17 protein-coding genes and 2 pseudogenes are annotated in these 19,011 nt (G+C 57.1%); 11 read left to right on the top strand and 8 right to left on the bottom strand.

What is annotated here, in order from left to right; translation table 11 throughout:
* Positions 1-31: 31 nt before the first annotated feature.
* On the bottom strand, positions 32-2,287 hold the full coding sequence (locus NJQ44_RS18445) for a heavy metal translocating P-type ATPase (RefSeq protein WP_431357798.1): 2,256 nt from the start codon (positions 2,285-2,287) through the stop codon (positions 32-34).
* A gap of 364 nt (positions 2,288-2,651) precedes the next feature.
* On the opposite strand from NJQ44_RS18445, the gene NJQ44_RS18440 reads away from it, so the two are divergent.
* Positions 2,652-3,443, top strand: coding sequence for a DUF8832 domain-containing protein (locus NJQ44_RS18440; RefSeq protein WP_254274373.1), 792 nt, complete (start codon positions 2,652-2,654; stop codon positions 3,441-3,443).
* Positions 3,444-3,553: 110 nt separating this feature from the next.
* Here NJQ44_RS18440 and NJQ44_RS18435 read toward each other — a convergent pair whose 3' ends face one another.
* Complete coding sequence (locus NJQ44_RS18435; RefSeq protein ID WP_254274372.1) at positions 3,554-4,258, bottom strand: tyrosine-type recombinase/integrase; 705 nt, start codon at positions 4,256-4,258, stop codon at positions 3,554-3,556.
* Between the two features lie 320 nt (positions 4,259-4,578).
* Between NJQ44_RS18435 and tnpA the strand changes: the two genes are divergently transcribed.
* Together tnpA and NJQ44_RS18425 are read left to right on the top strand one after the other, a co-directional pair.
* Positions 4,579-4,983, top strand: a complete 405-nt coding sequence (gene tnpA, locus NJQ44_RS18430; RefSeq protein ID WP_254274371.1) for an IS200/IS605 family transposase — start codon at positions 4,579-4,581, stop codon at positions 4,981-4,983.
* A 1-nt stretch (position 4,984) separates the two neighbouring features.
* The gene (locus NJQ44_RS18425) at positions 4,985-6,226 is read left to right on the top strand and encodes an RNA-guided endonuclease InsQ/TnpB family protein (protein WP_254274668.1); all 1,242 of its coding nucleotides are present in this window, start codon (positions 4,985-4,987) and stop codon (positions 6,224-6,226) included.
* Between the two features lie 129 nt (positions 6,227-6,355).
* Here the strand turns inward: NJQ44_RS18425 and NJQ44_RS18420 are convergent, their stop codons facing one another.
* Positions 6,356-7,249, bottom strand: coding sequence for a CPBP family intramembrane glutamic endopeptidase (locus NJQ44_RS18420; protein WP_254274667.1), 894 nt, complete (start codon positions 7,247-7,249; stop codon positions 6,356-6,358).
* A gap of 546 nt (positions 7,250-7,795) precedes the next feature.
* Here NJQ44_RS18420 and NJQ44_RS18415 point away from each other — a divergent pair.
* From NJQ44_RS18415 to NJQ44_RS18395, 5 genes and pseudogenes are all read left to right on the top strand, one after another.
* Complete coding sequence (locus NJQ44_RS18415; RefSeq protein ID WP_254274666.1) at positions 7,796-9,946, top strand: type B DNA-directed DNA polymerase; 2,151 nt, start codon at positions 7,796-7,798, stop codon at positions 9,944-9,946.
* A 154-nt stretch (positions 9,947-10,100) separates the two neighbouring features.
* The gene (locus NJQ44_RS18410) at positions 10,101-10,628 is read left to right on the top strand and encodes a winged helix-turn-helix domain-containing protein (RefSeq protein ID WP_254274665.1); all 528 of its coding nucleotides are present in this window, start codon (positions 10,101-10,103) and stop codon (positions 10,626-10,628) included.
* Positions 10,629-11,075, top strand: coding sequence for a toxin-antitoxin system TumE family protein (locus tag NJQ44_RS18405; RefSeq protein ID WP_254274664.1), 447 nt, complete (start codon positions 10,629-10,631; stop codon positions 11,073-11,075). It abuts the gene before it with no gap.
* Between the two features lie 263 nt (positions 11,076-11,338).
* A pseudogene (locus tag NJQ44_RS18400) lies at positions 11,339-11,704 on the top strand (type B DNA-directed DNA polymerase); the annotation flags it as partial.
* 457 nt (positions 11,705-12,161) lie between these two features.
* Complete coding sequence (locus tag NJQ44_RS18395) at positions 12,162-13,349, top strand: orc1/cdc6 family replication initiation protein (RefSeq protein WP_254274663.1); 1,188 nt, start codon at positions 12,162-12,164, stop codon at positions 13,347-13,349.
* 248 nt (positions 13,350-13,597) lie between these two features.
* Here the strand turns inward: NJQ44_RS18395 and NJQ44_RS18390 are convergent, their stop codons facing one another.
* Complete coding sequence (locus tag NJQ44_RS18390; RefSeq protein WP_254274662.1) at positions 13,598-13,912, bottom strand: DUF6788 family protein; 315 nt, start codon at positions 13,910-13,912, stop codon at positions 13,598-13,600.
* A 159-nt stretch (positions 13,913-14,071) separates the two neighbouring features.
* Positions 14,072-14,725: an HVO_2922 family protein gene (locus NJQ44_RS18385; RefSeq protein ID WP_254274661.1), complete on the bottom strand. Its 654-nt coding sequence runs from the start codon at positions 14,723-14,725 to the stop codon at positions 14,072-14,074.
* Positions 14,726-14,810: 85 nt separating this feature from the next.
* On the opposite strand from NJQ44_RS18385, the pseudogene NJQ44_RS18380 reads away from it, so the two are divergent.
* Positions 14,811-15,163, top strand: a pseudogene (locus NJQ44_RS18380) (CoA transferase); the annotation flags it as partial.
* Between the two features lie 13 nt (positions 15,164-15,176).
* Here NJQ44_RS18380 and NJQ44_RS18375 read toward each other — a convergent pair.
* Together NJQ44_RS18375 and NJQ44_RS18370 are read right to left on the bottom strand one after the other, a co-directional pair.
* Entirely contained in the window at positions 15,177-15,788 is a 612-nt protein-coding gene (locus NJQ44_RS18375) for a TetR/AcrR family transcriptional regulator (protein ID WP_254274660.1), read from the bottom strand.
* Positions 15,789-15,839: 51 nt separating this feature from the next.
* On the bottom strand, positions 15,840-16,289 hold the full coding sequence (locus NJQ44_RS18370) for a sensor histidine kinase (protein WP_254274659.1): 450 nt from the start codon (positions 16,287-16,289) through the stop codon (positions 15,840-15,842).
* Between the two features lie 27 nt (positions 16,290-16,316).
* On the opposite strand from NJQ44_RS18370, the gene NJQ44_RS18365 reads away from it, so the two are divergent.
* On the top strand, positions 16,317-16,751 hold the full coding sequence (locus NJQ44_RS18365; protein ID WP_254274658.1) for a carbohydrate ABC transporter permease: 435 nt from the start codon (positions 16,317-16,319) through the stop codon (positions 16,749-16,751).
* 396 nt (positions 16,752-17,147) lie between these two features.
* On the top strand, positions 17,148-17,522 hold the full coding sequence (locus tag NJQ44_RS18360; RefSeq protein WP_348533099.1) for a GNAT family N-acetyltransferase: 375 nt from the start codon (positions 17,148-17,150) through the stop codon (positions 17,520-17,522).
* Positions 17,523-17,673: 151 nt separating this feature from the next.
* Here NJQ44_RS18360 and NJQ44_RS18355 read toward each other — a convergent pair whose 3' ends face one another.
* Positions 17,674-18,354, bottom strand: a complete 681-nt coding sequence (locus NJQ44_RS18355) for a hypothetical protein (protein WP_254274656.1) — start codon at positions 18,352-18,354, stop codon at positions 17,674-17,676.
* Between the last annotated feature and the right edge of the window lie 657 nt (positions 18,355-19,011).

Genomic DNA, 19,011 nt, shown 5'->3' with positions numbered 1-19,011 from the left:
TTGAGAGTGTAATAAATCCAAGTAGAACAAACTAGTCAGCTGGTCGTGTTTCCACCGGGGCGGAGCGTCCCGGTAGGCTTGGGAGGCTGAGGTCACTCCGACGGAGGAACTGTGCGTTGATGGCTACGATAATGGTCGATAGTGACATCAGGACTGCGCCAATCGCTGGCGAGAGGAGAATCCCAATCGGCGCAAGTACCCCAGCCGCTAATGGGATGGCGAAGACGTTGTACCCCGCAGCCCAAACGAGATTTTCCTGCATCTTCCTGTAACTTTTCCGGGAGAGAGAAATGAGACGCACTACGTCAACCGGATTGTTCTGGACGAGTACAATATCAGCGGCCTCCACCGCAACGTCTGTCCCGCTTCCGATTGCGATGCCGATATCTGCCCGAGTCAGAGCAGGTGCATCATTCACACCGTCGCCAACCATTGCCACCTTTTTTCCTTGTTCCTGAAGCTCGATGATTTTCTTGTCTTTGTCTTCCGGCAAGACCTCAGCGAAGTAGGTATCGATTCCCAAGTCTTCAGCGACGGCTCGGGCAACATCCTCAGAGTCGCCTGTTAGCATCGCTACTTCGATACCCATGTCGTGAAGTGCTTCCACGGCCTGCCGACTTTCCTCGCGGATTACGTCTGCAAGAGCTATTGCTGCGACAGCTTGGCCGTCACGAACCAGATAGACAACCGTCTGGGCGTTCGAACCTGCTTCTTCGGCAAACTCCTTGAGTTCGGTAGACGGTTCAATCGAAAGGTAGGTCAAAAGATTCGGCCCGCCAACATGGACAGTATCGCCGTTGGACGTCGCACGAACCCCGCGCCCTTTGATGGCCTCGAAGTCCCCTATTTCGGGAAGGGAAAGGTTTCGCTCTGTTGCCTCCTCACGGATCGCTTGCGCGATGATATGCTCAGAATCTCCTTCGATTGCAGCGGTTAACGCGAGTGCCTCATTTTCGTCTACTCCTGAAAGGGTTTCTACCTCTACAACGCCTTGCTCTCCCTTCGTGAGCGTCCCGGTTTTGTCAAAGACGACCACGTCCACGTTCCTGGCTTCCTCCATCGCAATGCGATCACGGATGAGCATTCCATTACGGGCCGCCAGCGACGTATTGATCGCAACGACGAGTGGAATTGCGAGCCCGAGTGCGTGCGGACAGGCAATGACGAGTACGGTCACTACCCGAGCAATTACCTCAACATTGAATCCGACGGCGATGATCCAACCGACGGCAGTGATAGCAGCAGCAGCAACGGCAACGTAGAACAACCAGCCCGCAGCTTTGTCCGCGAGCATCTGGGTCCGAGACTTACTCGTCTGAGCTTCTTCCACCAACCGCATAATCCCAGACAACGTCGATTCGTCGCCCGTTGCCGTGACGCGCACCCGGAGACTTCCCTCTCCATTTATCGTCCCACCGATGACTTCGTCACCCGGTTCTTTCGAAACGGGACGGGACTCCCCCGTAATCATCGCCTCACTTACGTCTGAATCCCCTTCCTCAACGACACCGTCTGCGGGAATATTGGCTCCGGGGCGAACGAGAACCAGGTCGCCCTGTTCAAGATTTCCGACAGGCACTTCTTCGGTCTCTCCGCTTTCAGTGATTCGTTCGGCAGTGTCTGGCAGGAGTTTCGCAAGCTCATTGAGTGCCCCCGAAGCCTGGCGTACTGAACGCATTTCGATCCAGTGTCCCAGTAGCATGATGTCAATCAGCGTCACCAGCTCCCAAAAGAAATCCATCCCAATCGGAGCAACCACGGTTGCGAGACTGTAGACGAATGCGACAGAGATCGCCATCGAGATTAGCGTCATCATGCCGGGTTCCCGGTCACGGAGTTCGGGAAGGGCCATCTGAATGAAGGGAACACCCCCGTAGGCGAAGACAACGACTGACAATACGGGGCTGATCCATTCACTTCCCGGGAAGGTGGGGACAGAGAAACTCAGTAGCTCTTGCAGCCCTTCGCTGTAGAGCAGGACGGGGATCGAGAGGATGAGACTGACGAAGAATCGCTTCTTGAACATCTGCTCATGGCCGACGTGACTCACGTCATGCCCACCGTGCCCTCCTTGATGAGTGTCTCTCTCGCCACTGTGATTGTGGCCCGCTCCGTGCCCCATATGCGGAGATGCAGTAGCTTCGTCTTCTAACAACGATTGTTCAACACGTGGCTGTTTATGTGACGAATCGTGATGGGTGTGATTCGCTGCGTCCGGGTTTTCTTCTGACTGGCGAACCTTCTCAACATCTTCCCCGTGTTTTCGGTGGTCGTCGTTGTTTGGCATATTGAGAGTTCTCTGTATCGAATCGACGGTCTGGTGTCAACGTCGCTAGAACTCTACTACGACACCCCACGATTTAGTAGCCCTGGGTAGATGTTACCCTGAGACATCCCTCGGAGATAGACGAGTGGGGGAGATAGCGGCCAAACTGTAAAACCCATTCACAAACCACTCCATCTTACTGAGTCGCATCACCAGTGTCAGCTCTCTTGGGCTATAATTCACCCATCTTGTTCCTGTGAAAACGGTTTGATGGCGCATTAACAGAGAGGCACAAACTGAGAACAGAGATCGAAATCGAATGGGTTAATGTTGACATTTGGGATGTGGCACCAGTTTGTAGATGCTTCGGGCGTAATGTATGCGTATGGAAGACCACTCTGGCCATGGAAATCACGGCACCTCACAAGAAGCGCCCCGAGGATATGCCCCGAAGGGACACGCGGTTCCGGGCGGGTTAGCCCTTGCTGCAAACGGGTTCCGGTTCGATCCATCGGAGACGCGCTTCGAAGCGGGAACTGCTACCGAATGGACGTTCCGCATCGTTGACGACGATGGCGAGCCAGTGACCGACTTCGAGTACGCACACGGCCAGCAAAGTCATCTCATAATTGTCCGCCGTGATTTAACCCGGTTCCAGCACCTTCATCCGGAGCTTGACTCGGACGGAACTTGGCATGTTGAGAACTTCTCGCTTCCAGATCCTGGTGTCTATCGTGCGTTCGTGGATATCGTCGTCGATGGGCAGCCGACAACTCTCGGATTCGATCTGTTCGCGTCAGACTCGGGAACAATTGATTCCCGACCAACCTCGTCTCGTCAAGCAACGGCAGACGGATACGAGGTAGAATTGATGACAGATGAAATCATTCCCGGCGAAGCGAGTCAATTACAATTCGAGGTTCGTCAGGATGATCATCCTGTCGCAAACTTAGACGAATATCTTGGAGCCCTTGGGCACCTCGTAGCAATCCGCGAAGGTGATTTAGCGTACCTCCATGTCCATCCTGAAGAAACCGATCCTGACAGCGGGCTCATCCAGTTCATGGCTCGGTTTCCAACGGTCGGCCGGTATCGACTCTTTTTGCAGACAAAGCCCAACGGAACCCTGATTACAACATCTTTTGATATTCATCTTGAGGACAAACCAATGTCATAACGGAGACACGAGATTGATTAAAATTCAAATGCGGGACAAGTTCAGCACCCGTGCTGACTACACCCTCTCTATGCAGCACCGGGTGATCTGCCAGAAGAGTGGCTGTTCGGTTATTTGTGGTGGACTCGACGGAGTGCGTCGGCAGTCGCGGTTCCGGAGATCCGGATGTACTTCTGGGCAGTTGCAAGGTCACTCCAGCCCATTAGTGCTTGGAGCGGTACCGGGGCTACACCCTTGTACGCATGATGGCTGGCTGCGGTTGCCCGCAGACAATGTGGATAGATTCGTCCAGTGAGATTCGCTTCGTCGGCGGCTTCCGCGACGCGTCGGTTGACCGTTGACCGCGACTGTGGGAACCCACTGTAACGGCTTGCGAACCGCTCGATACAGAGTTCGATTCGCAGTGAGAGATCGAAGGGGATTGACCGAGCAGACGCAACGGTCTTTGGGTGCCAGCGTGAACCTAGTGCGTCGGATTCAGTCAGTTGTTCATTATGCGAGACTTCCTGACGGGCCTGTCGCTGGCAGTAGCCACAGTCACACGGTTCGTGCTGTGGAATCCGAATGAGCTTACGATTCCAGTCTAGCCAAGAGGAATTGAAGTGTGCAATCTCCCCAGCTCGTAGGCCAAGCCGCCCGCCGAGCAGACAGATGAATCGCGCCTCGAAGTCACGTGGTGCTGGCAAATCCCCGCATGCTTCTAATAACAGTTCGAACTCCCGGTCATTGACTACGTCCTCATGGGAATGGCGAGTGGTCAGTGCCTGTCGGTGTCGGTCGGCCCATTCATTCTTCGATGTTCCTTGATGAACCATCCTCTACACGAGTGTGGCGGCCCAGAATGAGAAATTTCCCAACCTAACGACAACTAACAGCCTCTCTGCTGCATAGACAGCGCGAGTGTTGCGTGGTCCACGACTGTGATCCGGTCGGCAGGGCGTGTCGATACAAACGCCCGTTTTAGCTGAATTGAGGCGCTAAGCCCCCTTCCTCAGCGAGCGCCGACCGAGCGGGAGGCGCGAGCAGGGAGGGATACAGCGCCGCACGGTTCTCATACACTCTGCGGTTGCAGTCCCACAGGCCCACGCAGTCGCAATGTTTTTGCAGTAGGGTAGCATATTATTGGCCGAACCCAATGGAGTACGACCTCGACTCGGGAGCGCACTCGACGTATTCCCTGCACTACCACCTGATACTCACCACAAAGTATCGGCTCGGAGTGCTAACCGAGGAGCGAACCCAATTCATTCACGAGGTCATCAGCGGGTTCACGGACAACTACGGCGTCGAATTGACGAACCTCGACGGCGAGGATGACCACGTACACATCCTGTTCCGAGCGAAACCCACCACGGACCTCGTGAAGTTCATCAACACGGTCAAGGGCGCGACCGCCCGCCGTATCCGCAACGAGTACGCGGAGGAACTGAAGACCGAACTGTGGGGCGATTCGTTCTGGAACGACTCGTATTGCCTCATCTCGACGGGGCAGGTGTCGCTGGATGTGCTGAAACAGTACGTAGAGGACCAACGCGAGTAGAATGTACTACGCCTACAAGTACCGTCTCAAGCCGTCCGACGCCCACCGTGAGGAGTTGGACCGCCACCGAGACATTTGTAGGCAACTCTACAACCACACGCTCTACCGCCTCAACGAGTACCAAGACGAACACGGCGAACTGCCGTCCATGACCACTCTGCGGTCGGAACTACCCGACCTCAAGCAGTGGTGGGACGGCCTCTCAGACGTGTACTCGAAGGTTCTCCAAACCGTCGTAGAACGTCTGTTCGACAACCTCAAAGGACTCTCGGCGCTCAAGAAGAATGGCTACGGCGTCGGTCAACTCAAGTGGAAGCCGCCACGGGAGTTCCGCAGTTTCACGTACAGTCAGTCTGGCTTCAAGCTCGACAAGAAGGGCGGTCAGACTGTTCTGTCCCTCTCGAAACTCGCGGATATACCGATACGGCTCCACCGCGCAATCCCCGACGACGCCATCGTGAAACAGGTCACGGTCAAGAAAGAACCGACGGGCGAGTGGTTCGCCACGTTCGGCGTCCAAATGGACCGCGAAGCACCCGAACCGCCTGAGAACCCCGAGAAGTGCGTCGGTATCGACGTGGGGATTCTCAAATACACTCACGACACGGACGGAACGGCGGTCGGGTCGCTCGACCTCTCAGACGAACGGGAGCGGCTGGAGCGCGAGCAACGGAGGCTCTCGCGAAAGCAACACGGGTCGAACAACTACGAGAAGCAACGGCGGCGAGTCGCGGAGTGTCACGCCGACCTCCGACGGAAGCGCCGCGACTTCTTGCACAAACTCTCTGCCTACTACGCTCGGGAGTACGACCTCGTAGCGGTCGAAGACCTGAACGTCAAGGGGATGATGAAGTCGCCGTCGAACAGCCGCAACACCGCCTCCGCCGCGTGGCGGACGTTCCTTTCACTACTTGAGTACAAGTGTGAGCGAGAGGGAGCGCACTTCGTCGCGGTCAACCCGAGAGGGATGACCAAGGAGTGCGCGTCTTGCGGTGTCTCGACGGAGAAGCCGTTGTGGGTCCGTGAACATTCCTGTCCCACCTGCGGGTTTGAGGCGGACAGAGACGCGAATGCGGCGTGGAACATTCTTTCTCGCGGCCTCGAAGATGTAGGAGTGGTTCACTCCGAATCAACGCCTGTGGAGACTGCACTCCCTGTGGACACCTCGGTGTCTGCAAAGCGCGTCGTGGAATCAGGAAGCCCTACCCTCAAGGAGCGAACGGCGGAAGCCGTGAGCGAGTAGGGTAGGGTAGGGTAGTTCACCGCTGCTCTTCGACGTCTGCAGTGGAATGAACGAATACCTATAATTCGTCAGACACCCAGGCCGTCGCGTGTATACTGTTTCCGGAGCGACCACGTCAGTCGAGATCCATCACGGGTTGGCGGGGAGTGGGGGGTGAGGAACCTCGGGATCAGCCGTCAGGGTCTTGCGTCCCCAGATCGCGACGATCACCCCGGCGAGTACGAACCAGAGTCCGTAATAGGCGAGGTCCGGGACCACGATGACCTCGGCGGTGAAGTTCACCCAGCCGTGTAGAACGATGATACCGAGGATGCTGCGTTCCGTGTTATTGTAGATCCACGTGAATGCGACAGAGAGCGCGACGATCCCGGCCATGAACAGCCAGAATCCCGTGGTCGCGAACCCGACCGCGTCGTGCTGGAACGACCCATCGATGAAGAACAGGGGGAGGTGCCAGATGGCCCAGACCACGCCCAGAAACAAGCTCGCGCTCAACGCCGACATCTTCAGTTGCAGTCGGTCTAACGCGTAGCCTCGCCATCCTAGCTCCTCGAGGATCGGAGGGAGAGTCGCGAAGAACAACGCCGGGAGGATCGCGAGAGGATTTACCCCGAAGTGTGTCACACCTTCACCCCACGATGGTCCGGGACCACCAAGGAGTAGGTCAACGATGCCAGCGAGAACACCAACACCAAGGGGTACCAGCATGATCACGACGAGCCAGCCGTATCTGAGGCGCCGGGGGTTGGTGACGCGGTTCCAGAAGTCGCTCCATCCGCGTTCGTCGTAGACGAGATAGACGAACGCGATTCCGGACACGCCGGGGATAGCGAGGCCGACGAGGAGTAACACGAGTCCCACAGCACTGTCGAAGCTTAGGCCGAGAACGATCGCCGGAAGCCAGAAGACCCACGTCCCGGCCACCGCGACAACGAGGTATACCCACCAGCGTCCGAGAACACCGGAGGCAGCGGTATTCCGGATACGTTTCTCCTCACGTGCGTCCACGCTGGGGTTATCCATACGAAAGATTCGATGAGGTGAACGATAAACACGTAAGGTGGCTCGCGGCGGGCGGGAAACAGCACTCTAGTGAACGGAGAGTAACTCGTCGTATCGGACGATCCGACAGCCCTTGGTGCACAGACACAACTGCCGACATCTCCCCTCTCCCAGCTCCGAGCACAGAGAGCGGAAATGCTCATCCTATTCAGGTCACATTGAATAGGACAATCAACATGATCTGGTGAATGTACCCTCTATCTTCAGCACACCGTTTGTATCAGCTTCTGAGGGGTTTAACAGATCCAGAGGGGCAGAAATAAAATCCGAACAATGTCAATCGTCGAAGTTATAGCTATATTAACCAACATCCGCGGCAATAGTCAAATACTGTTGATTAATACTAGCTGGTAGATTCCGGAAAGCGGTCCGGAAGCTGTCGACAGGGAGCCAAAATCTGCCGTCGAGAGTCTTCGTGACACCCTTTTGCCGAAATCCGGAAGCGACACGCCATGGCTTATCGGCCGTTCGGTTGTTCTGTAAGGTGTTAGGAGGATGTAATAACACATGCCGTTCACCATCGACTTTCTCGACGATGGCCGCATCTTGGAGTGGGAGGCAACCGCCGACGGCGCTGTCGCGACCGAACGTGAGGACTACACCCCACGCTTCTACGTCGGCGCTCGCGACCCGGGAGAGGACATCGACCTCACGGCACTCCAGTCGGTGTACGACCAGCACCCAGACGTCGTCGCGACCGAGATGGTTACACAACGCCCCGGATTTCGACGGGATGAGGAGACAGTCCTCGCCGTCGACGTCGTCCACGTCGACCGCGTCACCCCGCTCGCTCGGCAGGCACGCCAACTGTCGGACTATCCAGTCGGGAATCTCGCCTGTTTCAACGTCGACTTCTCGCGAGAGTTCCGATACTGTCTGGAGAACGGCGTCGACCCGACGCCAGCGAGCGAGCTGTCGACGCTCCGGCTCGGCGTTCCAGTGACCGAAACGAGCAACGACGTCTACGGGGAACTGTCCGTCGCCGGTGAAACCGTCACCGGCTCGCCGACGGAGCTTCTGTCGGTCGTCCAAGCAGCGCTCGAAGCCCACGATCCGGACGTGCTAGTCTGCTCGACGAGCGAGATCGTCCCGACCCTCTACGAGATGGCGACGGCCGCCGGCGTCGACGACTTCTCGCTGAGTCGGTTGCCGGACGTCGACTACCAGCAACTCGCCAGCCGGTCGACGTACGCGAGCTACGGTCGTGTCGGCCACTCCCCGGCGCGGTACAACGTACCCGGTCGGGCGATCATCGACGAGTCGAACACGTTCTTCTACGGGGAGACGAACCTCGAGGGCGTCCTCGACCTCGTGTCGCGCTCGAAAAAGCCCGTCCAGGAACTCGCCTGGGCGTCGATCGGGAACGTACTCACGGCGATTCAGATCTGTGAGGCCCACGACCGCGGCGTCCTCGTCCCGTGGAACTCCTGGCGCCACGAGTTCTACAAGTCGATGGCCACGTTGCACGACGCCGACCGCGGCGGGTTCATCTTCGCGCCGGAGGTCGGTTTCCACGAGAACGTTCACGAACTCGACTTCTCCTCGTTGTACCCGAACATCATCTGTACCCAAAATGTCTCGCCGGACGTCATTCGTTGTGAGTGCCACCGCGACCGCGACGACGTTCCTGGGCTCGGATACGCCATCTGCGACGACCGGGGCTACCTCGTCGACGTGCTACAGCCGATCATCGACGCTCGCGACGAGATCAAGGCCGCCATCCGTCGCGAGAACGAGCGGGACGACCCCGATGAGGAGCGACTCGCGGAACTCGAAGGTCGGTCGGGTGCGCTGAAGTGGATCCTCGTCGCCTGCTTCGGGTATCAGGGGTTCAGCAACGCGAAATTCGGGCGCATCGAGTGCCACGAGGCGATCAACGCGTTCGCTCGCGAGATTCTGCTGACGGCGAAACAGCGGCTGGAGGCTGGCGGCTGGCGCGTCGTCCACGGCATCGTCGACTCCATCTGGGTGACCCCGGACCCCGGCGTCGACAACGAGGATTGTGAGGACCTCGAGAGGGTCGCGACGGACATTACCGAGGAAGTCGAGATTCGGCTCGAACACGAAGCCCACTACGACTGGGTGGCGTTCGTGCCGCAGCGCGAGAGCGACGCTGGCGCGTTGACGAAATACTTCGGGAAAGTCGCTGTCGACGGTGGCTTCAAGGTCAGAGGCATCGAAGCTCGTCAGCGGTCGACACCGCCGTTCATCGAAGCGGTACAGCGGGAGTGTCTAGAGGTCCTTGATGAGACACGGTCTCCCGACGCAGTCATCTGCCAGCTCAAAGCAGCGATTGCGAGCCTGCATTCCGGGGAGGTTGCTCCCGACCAACTCGTCGAACGGAATCGAGTCTCAAAACCACTGGAAGGGTATACCCAGAACACGCAAAATGTGGCCGCGCTCAAACGAGCACGAGATCAAGAATTGAGTGTCCATCCAGGACAGGATATCGAGTACGTGGTCGTCGACGATCAAAAATCATCTCGGGACCGTGTCGCATTAGCACACGAAGAGGTTGAGGAATACGATCCCGAGTACTACGAGACACAACTCGTTCGAGCGGTCGAGAGTATACTCTCTCCAAAGGGTTGGGATCGGACAGATATTCGACGGGAGCTCGCTGATACGACTACGAGGAGACTGAGAGACTTTTGTTAACCAACAATGTCTCTCTCAAGGTAGGTTAATACTTTCACACTCCTGTGGCCAGTGACTGAGCATATTGCTTCGGTAGAGGATTTATCTCGTTGAGTATAGCGCATATATTTGAACCTCGCAAAGATATATTGCGCTCGAACTTGTAGTAGCGTCTATGACAGAGTTTGACCCCGCGCCGGAACCCTCAGCCACCGAACGCCGGTGGCAGCAGGGAGAAGATACGTTCAGCCGTGTCTACGACGTTGCTATGGGGATCACCTCACCCATCCCAGCAGCGAAGATTGCAGATATCGCCGACTGCTCCCCAAACACTGCGAAAAAGCATCTTGACCGATTGGTAGACATGGGTATCGTCAGTGTGAGCCGCGACGGTCGACCCATGCAGTACGAACGCAACGAGGGATATCTTGAATGGCAAGATGCGAGCCGGATTGCCGACGAACTGACTGTTGAAGAGATTATCAACCGGGTGGGTGAACTTGAAGAAGAACGAGCCAAGTATGAAGACGAATTTGATGCTACCGATCCAACTACTGTGAGCGTATACGATGACGATAGCCACGAGACCATTCATGACCGGATGGCTGCAGTCAGTGAGTGGCGTGGAATTATTCGAGATATTCGACTATATGAACTCGCCCGTCAGCTCGCAGAGAACGACGGACATCTCATCCCGGCATAGATGAAGCCGGACCCAGCAGACTCGAATTCAGGGTCGCCAGGTCCACCCGATCGACAGACGCTACAGCTCTTGGACCGTAACCTTCGAACTGAGGCACTCATTGTGGAGACGGAATTCGATCCAGACACCTACGAACCTCGCCTTCTTCATGCCCTCGTTGACGCGGGACAGTATCCTGAGACCGTCGTAGCTACCCGTGTCGATATTCGCTGGTTTACCACGGGAGATTTCTCGTTCCACTACGTCGAAACGCACCAGGATGATAGCCGATGGGAGTGTCGCTGGGACCGCCATCCCAATCCACACAACGCACGACTGCACTTTCATCAACCACCAACTGCAGTAGAGGCTACCGACCTGTCACTGTCATCGCGCCATCCGCTGGATGTCTATTCTACGGTTCTTGATGCCATCGAGGGACGTATCCAATCGCTCTGGGAGGATTGAGCTTTCCATAGACTTGCCTCTCAAAGCGATGGCTGGTGTATTCTCTCGAAACAAGTTGTGGAATTCATAATGAAAGCGAGGCGGAAACCCGCGTCTTTAGCTGAAAGTAGGCGCTAAGCCCCCTTCCTCAGCGAGCGCCGACCGAAGGGAAGGCGCGAGCAGGGAGGGGATACAGCACCTACTTTCAGCTAATGGTTGTCCGAGAAGAAAACCCGGAATCAGGTACATGCTACTTTCGACGGGATGGTCTCCCACCAGTCTTCGCTGGAGCGGTGCCGAGTGAACAGATCGGCCAACGAAATCGTGTCTCCAAGCCGCTGGAAGGATACACGCAGAACACACAGCACGTCGCGGCGCTGAAGCGAACTCGTGAGCAGGACTTCACCGTACACGCCGGACAGGACATCAAGTACGTGGTCGTCAATCATAAGAAGGGCTCGCGAGAACGGGTCGCGTTGGCCCACGAGGAGATAGAGGCGTACGACCCCTCGTACTACGAGACTCGACTCATTCGAGCTGTCGAGAGTGTCCGCTCACCGTTGGGGTGGGATCGGACAGAGATTCGACGAGAACTATCTGAAACAGAGCAACCCTCGTTGCGCGCGTTCTCAGAGTCGAGGAGAGGTTAACCAACAGATTCTGATGTGCATATATCCGTTGGTTAAACGAAGTGGGATAGTCATGGAGAACGGTGAAGAGATGATGAACAGGAAACGTTTCGCCAGAAGTGGCCCGAGATAAGAACACCCCCACCCCACTACTTCCGCTGTTAGCGCAGAGATAGACAGCACCACCCCCATGTCAGGGGGTGTTTTGTCATCTCGTGAAAAACAGCATACGGGTTTGTTTTCTTCTCCGTATACTTATACTTATTCACTAGCTCTAGAAACTTATTCAGCCTGCTGAGGATAGTTACGACACACTCTCTAGATCTAACAGCGGAACCAGTGGGGTGGGTGTGACCCACCCCATTCCAGCACCCATCAGCTAACAGCGGAACTTGTGGGGCCGGTAGTATATAAACCTCCCTCAACAGCGGAAGCAACGGAACCAAAGGTTAAGTTGGTTCGTTACGGAGTTATCCCAATGAGCGACCTCACGTTCACTCCCTCCTCTTCCATCTTCGAGAAGCGGGAGGCGCTACTCGAGGAATGGACTCCCGACGAACTCGTCGGGCGCGACGAGGAACTGCAACGATATCACGCGGCTCTCCAGCCGGTGATCAACAACGAGAGTCCTTCCAACATCTTCCTCTACGGTAAGAGCGGCGTCGGAAAGACCGCCGCGACACGGTACCTGTTACACGCACTCGAACGCGACGCCGAAGAGGTCGAACCGTTGGACCTGCACACGATCGAAATAAACTGCGACGGCCTCAACTCCAGCTATCAGGTCGCCGTCGCGTTGGTGAACGAACTTCGCGACCCCGCCGACCAAATCTCGAACACGGGGTATCCCCAGGCGTCGGTCTATCAGTTCCTGTTCGAGGAACTCGACAACGTCGGTGGGACCGTGCTCATCGTTCTGGACGAAGTCGACCACATAAGAGACGACTCGCTCCTGTATAAACTCCCCCGTGCGCGTTCTAACGGCGACGTTACCGAGGCGAAACTCGGTGTCATCGGTATCTCGAACGACCTCGACTTCCGCAACCAACTCTCGTCGAAAGTCCGCTCCAGCCTCTGTGAAAAGGAAGTCTCGTTCTCGGCGTACGATGCCGGGGAACTGCAACTCGTCCTGGAACAACGCGAAGCGGTCGCGTTCAAGGACGACGTGTTGGACCAGGGGGTCATCGAGATGTGTGCGGCCTACGGCGCGAAAGACTCCGGTGACGCCCGGCAGGCGCTGGACCTACTGCTCGAAGCAGGTGACCTCGCACGGGAGAACAACGACGAAAATGTTTCCGAGCGACACGTTCGCAACGCGCGAAAGCGCCTGCAGACCGACCAGGTCGTCGAAGGGATTCGGAACTACTCCGACCACGGGCAACTCGTCCTCTACGCGCTGACGCTCTTGGCAGAGCGAGAGCAAACTCCGGCACGAACGAAAGACATCCTCGAAGCGTATCAGCACGTCGCAACCGAGGAGGGAATGGACCCGGTGTCCGAGCGCTCGGTGCGCGATTACCTCGGTGAACTTGATCAACTGGGCATCATCTCGTCGACGGAGTACAACAGGGGGAAGGGCGGTGGAAAGTACAAAGAGCACGAACTCGAACAGTCGATTTCGTCCGTGGAGGCAGGCTTGTCCGAACTACTTGATTCGACACCCTGACCCCACTGGTTCCGCTGTTAGCTATACGCGACTACCCCACCACTTCCGCTGTTAACAGGTCGCGTTTGGGCCGCTCGGCCGGTATATCCGAACACACCACCCCACCGGTTCCGCTGTTAGTGAGCAGGTGACCCCACTACTTCCGCTGTTAGCGGTAGGTGGCCACCCCATCGGTTCCGCTGTTAGTGAGCAGGTGACCCCACTACTTCCGCTGTTAGCGGTACGTGGCCACCCCACTGGTTCCGCTGTTAGCTGTCGTCGTTCACCGGGCCTTTGTACTGCGAGCGAATCTTCTCGCCGTCGCGCCACTGCCAGTAGTAGTACCGGTTCCCATTGATCTCTTTCTCGGTGACTGTCGCTTTCGACGGGACGCCATCGGGGCGGTCCTCCGGGGATTCTTCGTTCGCTTCGTCGGCCTCTAGCCGTGCTTCTCGGCGTTTGTGCGTCGCGAGTTCCTCGGCGTACCGGGCGATGCGAGTGAGGGTCTCCGGTGACGAGCCGTTGAGCGTGTCTACGACTTCGGCTGGCAGTTCTGCTGGTGGGGTCGGTGGGTCGTAAGACATGAGTCTCGCTTCGTGTTAACCAACAAAGCAGCCTATACGATAGTTTTGTTGGTTAACGGCACCAAACTGTGCGTAGCCTTTCGGAGGTGTCCGTTGCTGTGCAATCGCGGGACGGTGTCCTCAATCTGTGTCTCGTGCGGATACGTGCGTGTATGCTCGTTATTCGTCGACGACAGGCGCACCACGAGCATTCGTTTGCACACTGCGGAGTCCCTGCGTAGCCTTCTGTTTCGATGCGTATCCCTGGCCACCGTCGGCGATGATGTCTCCGTTGTCGTGGACGAGTCGCCAGCGGAACTTCTCGGCGGAATCCGTGAACAGTTCGAAGGTTGCATCGCTGCCTGTTTCCGGATTCTCGACGGTGGACTCGTCTTTTGTCGTGTCGAGGATGTGTGCGCCGGGTGCGTTTTCTTTCACGCTGTCGAGTCCTTGGGTGGCTTTCTGCTTGGAAGCGTACCCCTCCCCACAATCAGCGATGATGTTGCCGTTGTTGTGGACCAGTCGCCACCGCCATTCATCAGCGGTGTCCTGGTACCGCTCGAAAGTCGCCTTGCTGGCGGTCACGTCCGTCTCGATGTCGCCCTCGTCAGACTCGGTCCACGACATTCCGATATCGAGGTTGACTTCGTCACCGTCCCGCGTGACGTCGACAGTGAGGTCGGATTCTGCGGCCGGATCGACTGTCACTGACTGCTCTTCGTCGGCAGGGACTGGCTCACCGCGCCGAAGCGCTCTGGACAGGCGATAGAAGTACGATGCAAGACCCTTCCGAGTACGTGGTTCCGTCTCCTGATAAATCGGATCGTCTGACATACAACGATTGATTGTTTTTCAGACGCCATAAGGGTGCTGACCAACCAGCGGGACTGGGCGCTAAGGGCGTTTTCTGACCTATCAAGACGCGCTCGAAGCCGAACTCGAAGAGACGCTGACCCAGGGGACGATAGAGTAGTGTATCGAGATCATCACCGAAGAAGGAGGTGTGCCTGCTGGCCCGGTTTACGAGGTCGATGAAGCGCTGAACAATCCACAAATCGACACACGGGGAGCTATCACTGAGATAGACCACCCCGAACTCGGGGTGAGTCCGGTAATCGAACACCCACTGAAATTCGCGAACGCCGATAGCGGGTTCGAGTTGGCCCCGCCGCTTCTCGGGGAACACACCGAGAGGTGCTCGCTGAGTTGGGATACTCGGCGGACGAACTCGACGAACTGGAAGCAATGGGTGTCTTCGGTGAGCAGGAGTAGGCCGCGCAGGCGGTTATTCGACGTCGAGTGCGGTGAGGACGAACTCGTCGATGGACTGGCGGGTCTGTTCAGGGGCTTCGTCGTGACCGAGTGAGAGCCGCCGACCGCGAGCAGCGTGGATGGCGTCCGTGATGAGTTGGCCCATCCGTGCGGCGTCGACATCGCGGAAGACGCCCTGCTCGATACCCTCTTCGATCACTTCCGTGATGCTGCCACGGATACGCTCGTAGTGCTCGTTGAAGATAGCCCGGTGTTCGGCGTCGTTCTGGGCGTGGGTGAACAGTTCGTGATAGACCTTCATCCGGTCCCAGTGGCCGAAGTCGCTGAACTCGGGGCCGAACAGGCATTGGTCGATACGGGCGTCCAATTCCTCGCGGGGCGGTGCGTCGGCGGCGACTTCGACACTCCCCTCGTACTGATCGATGATGTATTCGAGGAAGTGACTCATCAGGTCGTGCTTTCCGTCGTAGTGGTAGTGGATGACCTGCCGGGTCATCTCCATCTCCTCGCCGATGTCGCGCATCCGGAGGTCGTTGTAGCCCTGCGTGCTGATGGCGCGGAACGTCGCCTCCATAATGGCCTCACGCGTGTCGTTCGAGACCGATTCTTGCCCCGGCTTACTCATACTACCGAATAACCCGTAGCCCAATATATATCGCTTGTTTTACCGCATATTCTATCCGTTTACCGGCTGGTAAGCGATATTCGTACAGAGATACCGTTTCGGCCTTATTTCGAACCTAGCTCCATCTTCGTCGCTTTCGGTCGCTGTGATAGACCAATCGTGACGTCGGACGATTTCGTCAACGATAGCGAGTCCAATACCCGCCCCACCACTCCCTTCCTTGGTGCCTATTTCGAACAGTTCCTCTGGTGTGGCTGTGTCGAATCCTTTGCCGTCGTCGGCCACGTAGAATCCGTCGAGATAGTCACCTTTGTAGCAGGGCCCGACGTTGATCCGAGAAGCCGTCGTGTGCGCAAGCGTGTTCTCGAACAGTTTCTCGAAAACCGTTTGTAAGAGGGACCTGTTGGCCGGAATCCGTTCTATCGACGCGGTGTGCAGCGTGACCGCGTCGTCGCCGACGAGTCGCCACGCGTCCTCTGCAACAGATTGGATGTCGACCATCGACATTTTGGAGACCGTCTCGTCTTCTTGTACCAGCCAGAGGGTGTCCTTGACGACGTCGTCGAGCGGCTCGTCGCGCAGCCGTTGGGCCTCTTCTTGCTCCGCCAGCACTTCAAGAGCCTGCCGTCGGCGCTCGGCGACGCAGCAAAGATAGACGGCTGCAACGAGTTCCAGACGTTCTATAAGATCTATCTGCCGCTGGCGAAACCCGCGTTGGCGACGTTGGGCATCTTCACCTTCATGGGCACGTGGAACAACTTCCAGTGGCCGTTGATCATCGCCAACGACACGGAGATGTACACCCTCCCCATCGCGCTGTTCGCGGTTCGGAACCAGTACTTTGCCGAGTGGGGCCTGATGATGGCGGCGGCGCTCATCATCGTCGCGCCGGTCATCCTCGTGTTCCTCGCCGCACAGAACTACTTCATCCGCGGGATGAGTCTCTCGGGGATGAAAGGATGACCTCTTTCGTGTCCTGAAAGAGACGACGTTCAAGTGTACCAACGGCGACTGTTGGCCGGGTGAGTGCCACGCGGACGTGAACGAGACATTGACATCTACCTCTGTACTACGATGGCTTCGACTCCACGGACAGTCCATCGGTCTGAGTGAGACATGGGTCTATCCACGTTCGAGTGTGTCCGCTCGACGTACGGCGACACCGTCGAGACTTTTATCTGTGGGGCTGTAGCCAAAGCACCCCCCATGGCGACTGTGCGATTCGTCGAAGAAACCACGCCCTCTTGAAACGGAGTCACACGGCTCCTCAAACACGTCGATGAGGAGTTCGTCCCCGCACTAACGAGCGAGACGCGGTCCGCAGTCTCGCGTGCACCGGGCGAGGGAGGCGCAACGAACATCGAGGGCTACGTCAAGCGGTGTCTGGAGCGGCCGATGATCGGAGCGTTCGATGAGGGACATCTCGTCGGGTTTTGCTCGTTCGAACGACTCGAAGACGCTGACGCACTCAGTGCGTTCACGCCGACGAATCACGTCGAAATCATCGCGGTCGACGAGTCACATCGCGGACGTGGCCTTGCGATGCGGATGTATCAGACGCTACTGTCTGACGTCCCAAATGCATGGCACGCTCCCGCTGCCTCGACGAAGACGTGGCACACGAACGAGGCCCACATCGCGGTACTCGAAAATCTCGGATTCGAGGAAGTCGCCCGTATTCCCGACGATAGGGGTGCTGGCGTCGATACACTGTACTTCGCGCGTCGGGTCTGAGCACGGGCCGTTCGAGCGCGCCGAACGCAGTATCGAGACGGTCAAGGCACTGGCGGTGGCTGTTCGACTCGCCAAGAGCGTGTCGTTGCCGTCGATTCCGTTCTGACCATCGGGGGCAGATTAATAGGTCTCGGCACTCGGCCTGCACGTCCTACCGACAGCGAACTCGCTCCGGCCAGAGCATGAGCCATATCGCGACACCGGCGAGAATCAGTGTGAGCAGAATGGCGTACGGTTGCAAGGACGGTGACAGCAGGTCGACTATCTGCAGACCGCTGATCAACACGCCCAGGAACGCAAACATCGACGGGGTAATGCTGCGAATCGCGACGTGACGGGTATCGCGTCGGACGCGAACGATATCGCCACAGACTGCGTCCAGGCGTTCACGGGCAGTCGATGGCAACAAGATCGTCCTGTCACGGACGTCGGCGGCGTCGATGTCGGAGTCCGTCTCGATGAAGTGGCTCTCCGGCTCGATGATTCGACATCGGACCGTGGTTTCTGAGTCTTTGGAGTGGATCTGAACACGATCTCCGTCGTCGATAGCTAGGACCTCCATCGTATCTGCGTTTACCCGGCCCGCCGACCTACCTTCGTCAGCGTTGAGTCCGATATTGACCCGTAACTGAACCTCGTGATAGTCGACGGCCCAATCGAGCAGTCGGTCGGTGAATCGATTGACGAGCCCCTTTTCGTCACTTTCATCGACTGTCTTGACCGGTTTTCGGGCATGTAGCGTCGTCGCCTGCTCATCGTCGGCCCGTTCGGGGAACTCCACGTCGAGGAGCTTCCGACAGCGGGTGCTCACCGAGAGTTGTCCGGGGTCCATATTTGTCGATGCTGCTCGTGCTGTCGCCTGAAACCGTGCCCCAGTGTCCGGATTGTACAGCTCCACGGCGTCGCCATCGGAACATCCTATCGAGGCGAGGTCGTCGGGATGCAACCGACAGGTCGTTTGCTGGTTCATTTCCCTGCTGGCCGTGTTTTCGTGACGGACGGAAGGATTTCGCATGAACCGTTCACACGGAGTGGTAAAATACCACTCTTAAGTTGGCATGCTTGTCGTATCATCTCTCGAGAGCGGTCTCTTCTGTCGGCCGTGGAAAATTAGGCACACATCTACGGTATTAATGTTTGATTCGATTTCGAGATCATTTTCGTATAACCACGGTATTCAGCTGTCGACTTAGGTGAAGTAGAGATGGAATCCTTTGTACGGATGCGCTGTTTTAGAGTCATCTGATTTCTCTCCCAGAGCTATTGAGCCCTCCTTTTTTCGCCCGGCTAAACTTATCAGATCAGAGTCGACAGTCCCTTCAGATATTCACGTCCCTCGTTTTCCGCTTCATAGCGTGGCCTCGCTGAGAGTTCCTTTATTTAAATAGAATAGTCGAAACTTGGCAGGACATCTGCTGAAAGTAACGCTCACTGCTCATTGAGGTGCGCGATCGTTCGCCTCACCTGGAGTTCATCGCCCTGAACTGCC

It is taken from the genome of Haloarcula marina (assembly GCF_024218775.1).
Lineage (GTDB): Archaea > Halobacteriota > Halobacteria > Halobacteriales > Haloarculaceae > Haloarcula > Haloarcula marina.
This window is presented reverse-complemented; position numbering and strand designations above follow the sequence as displayed.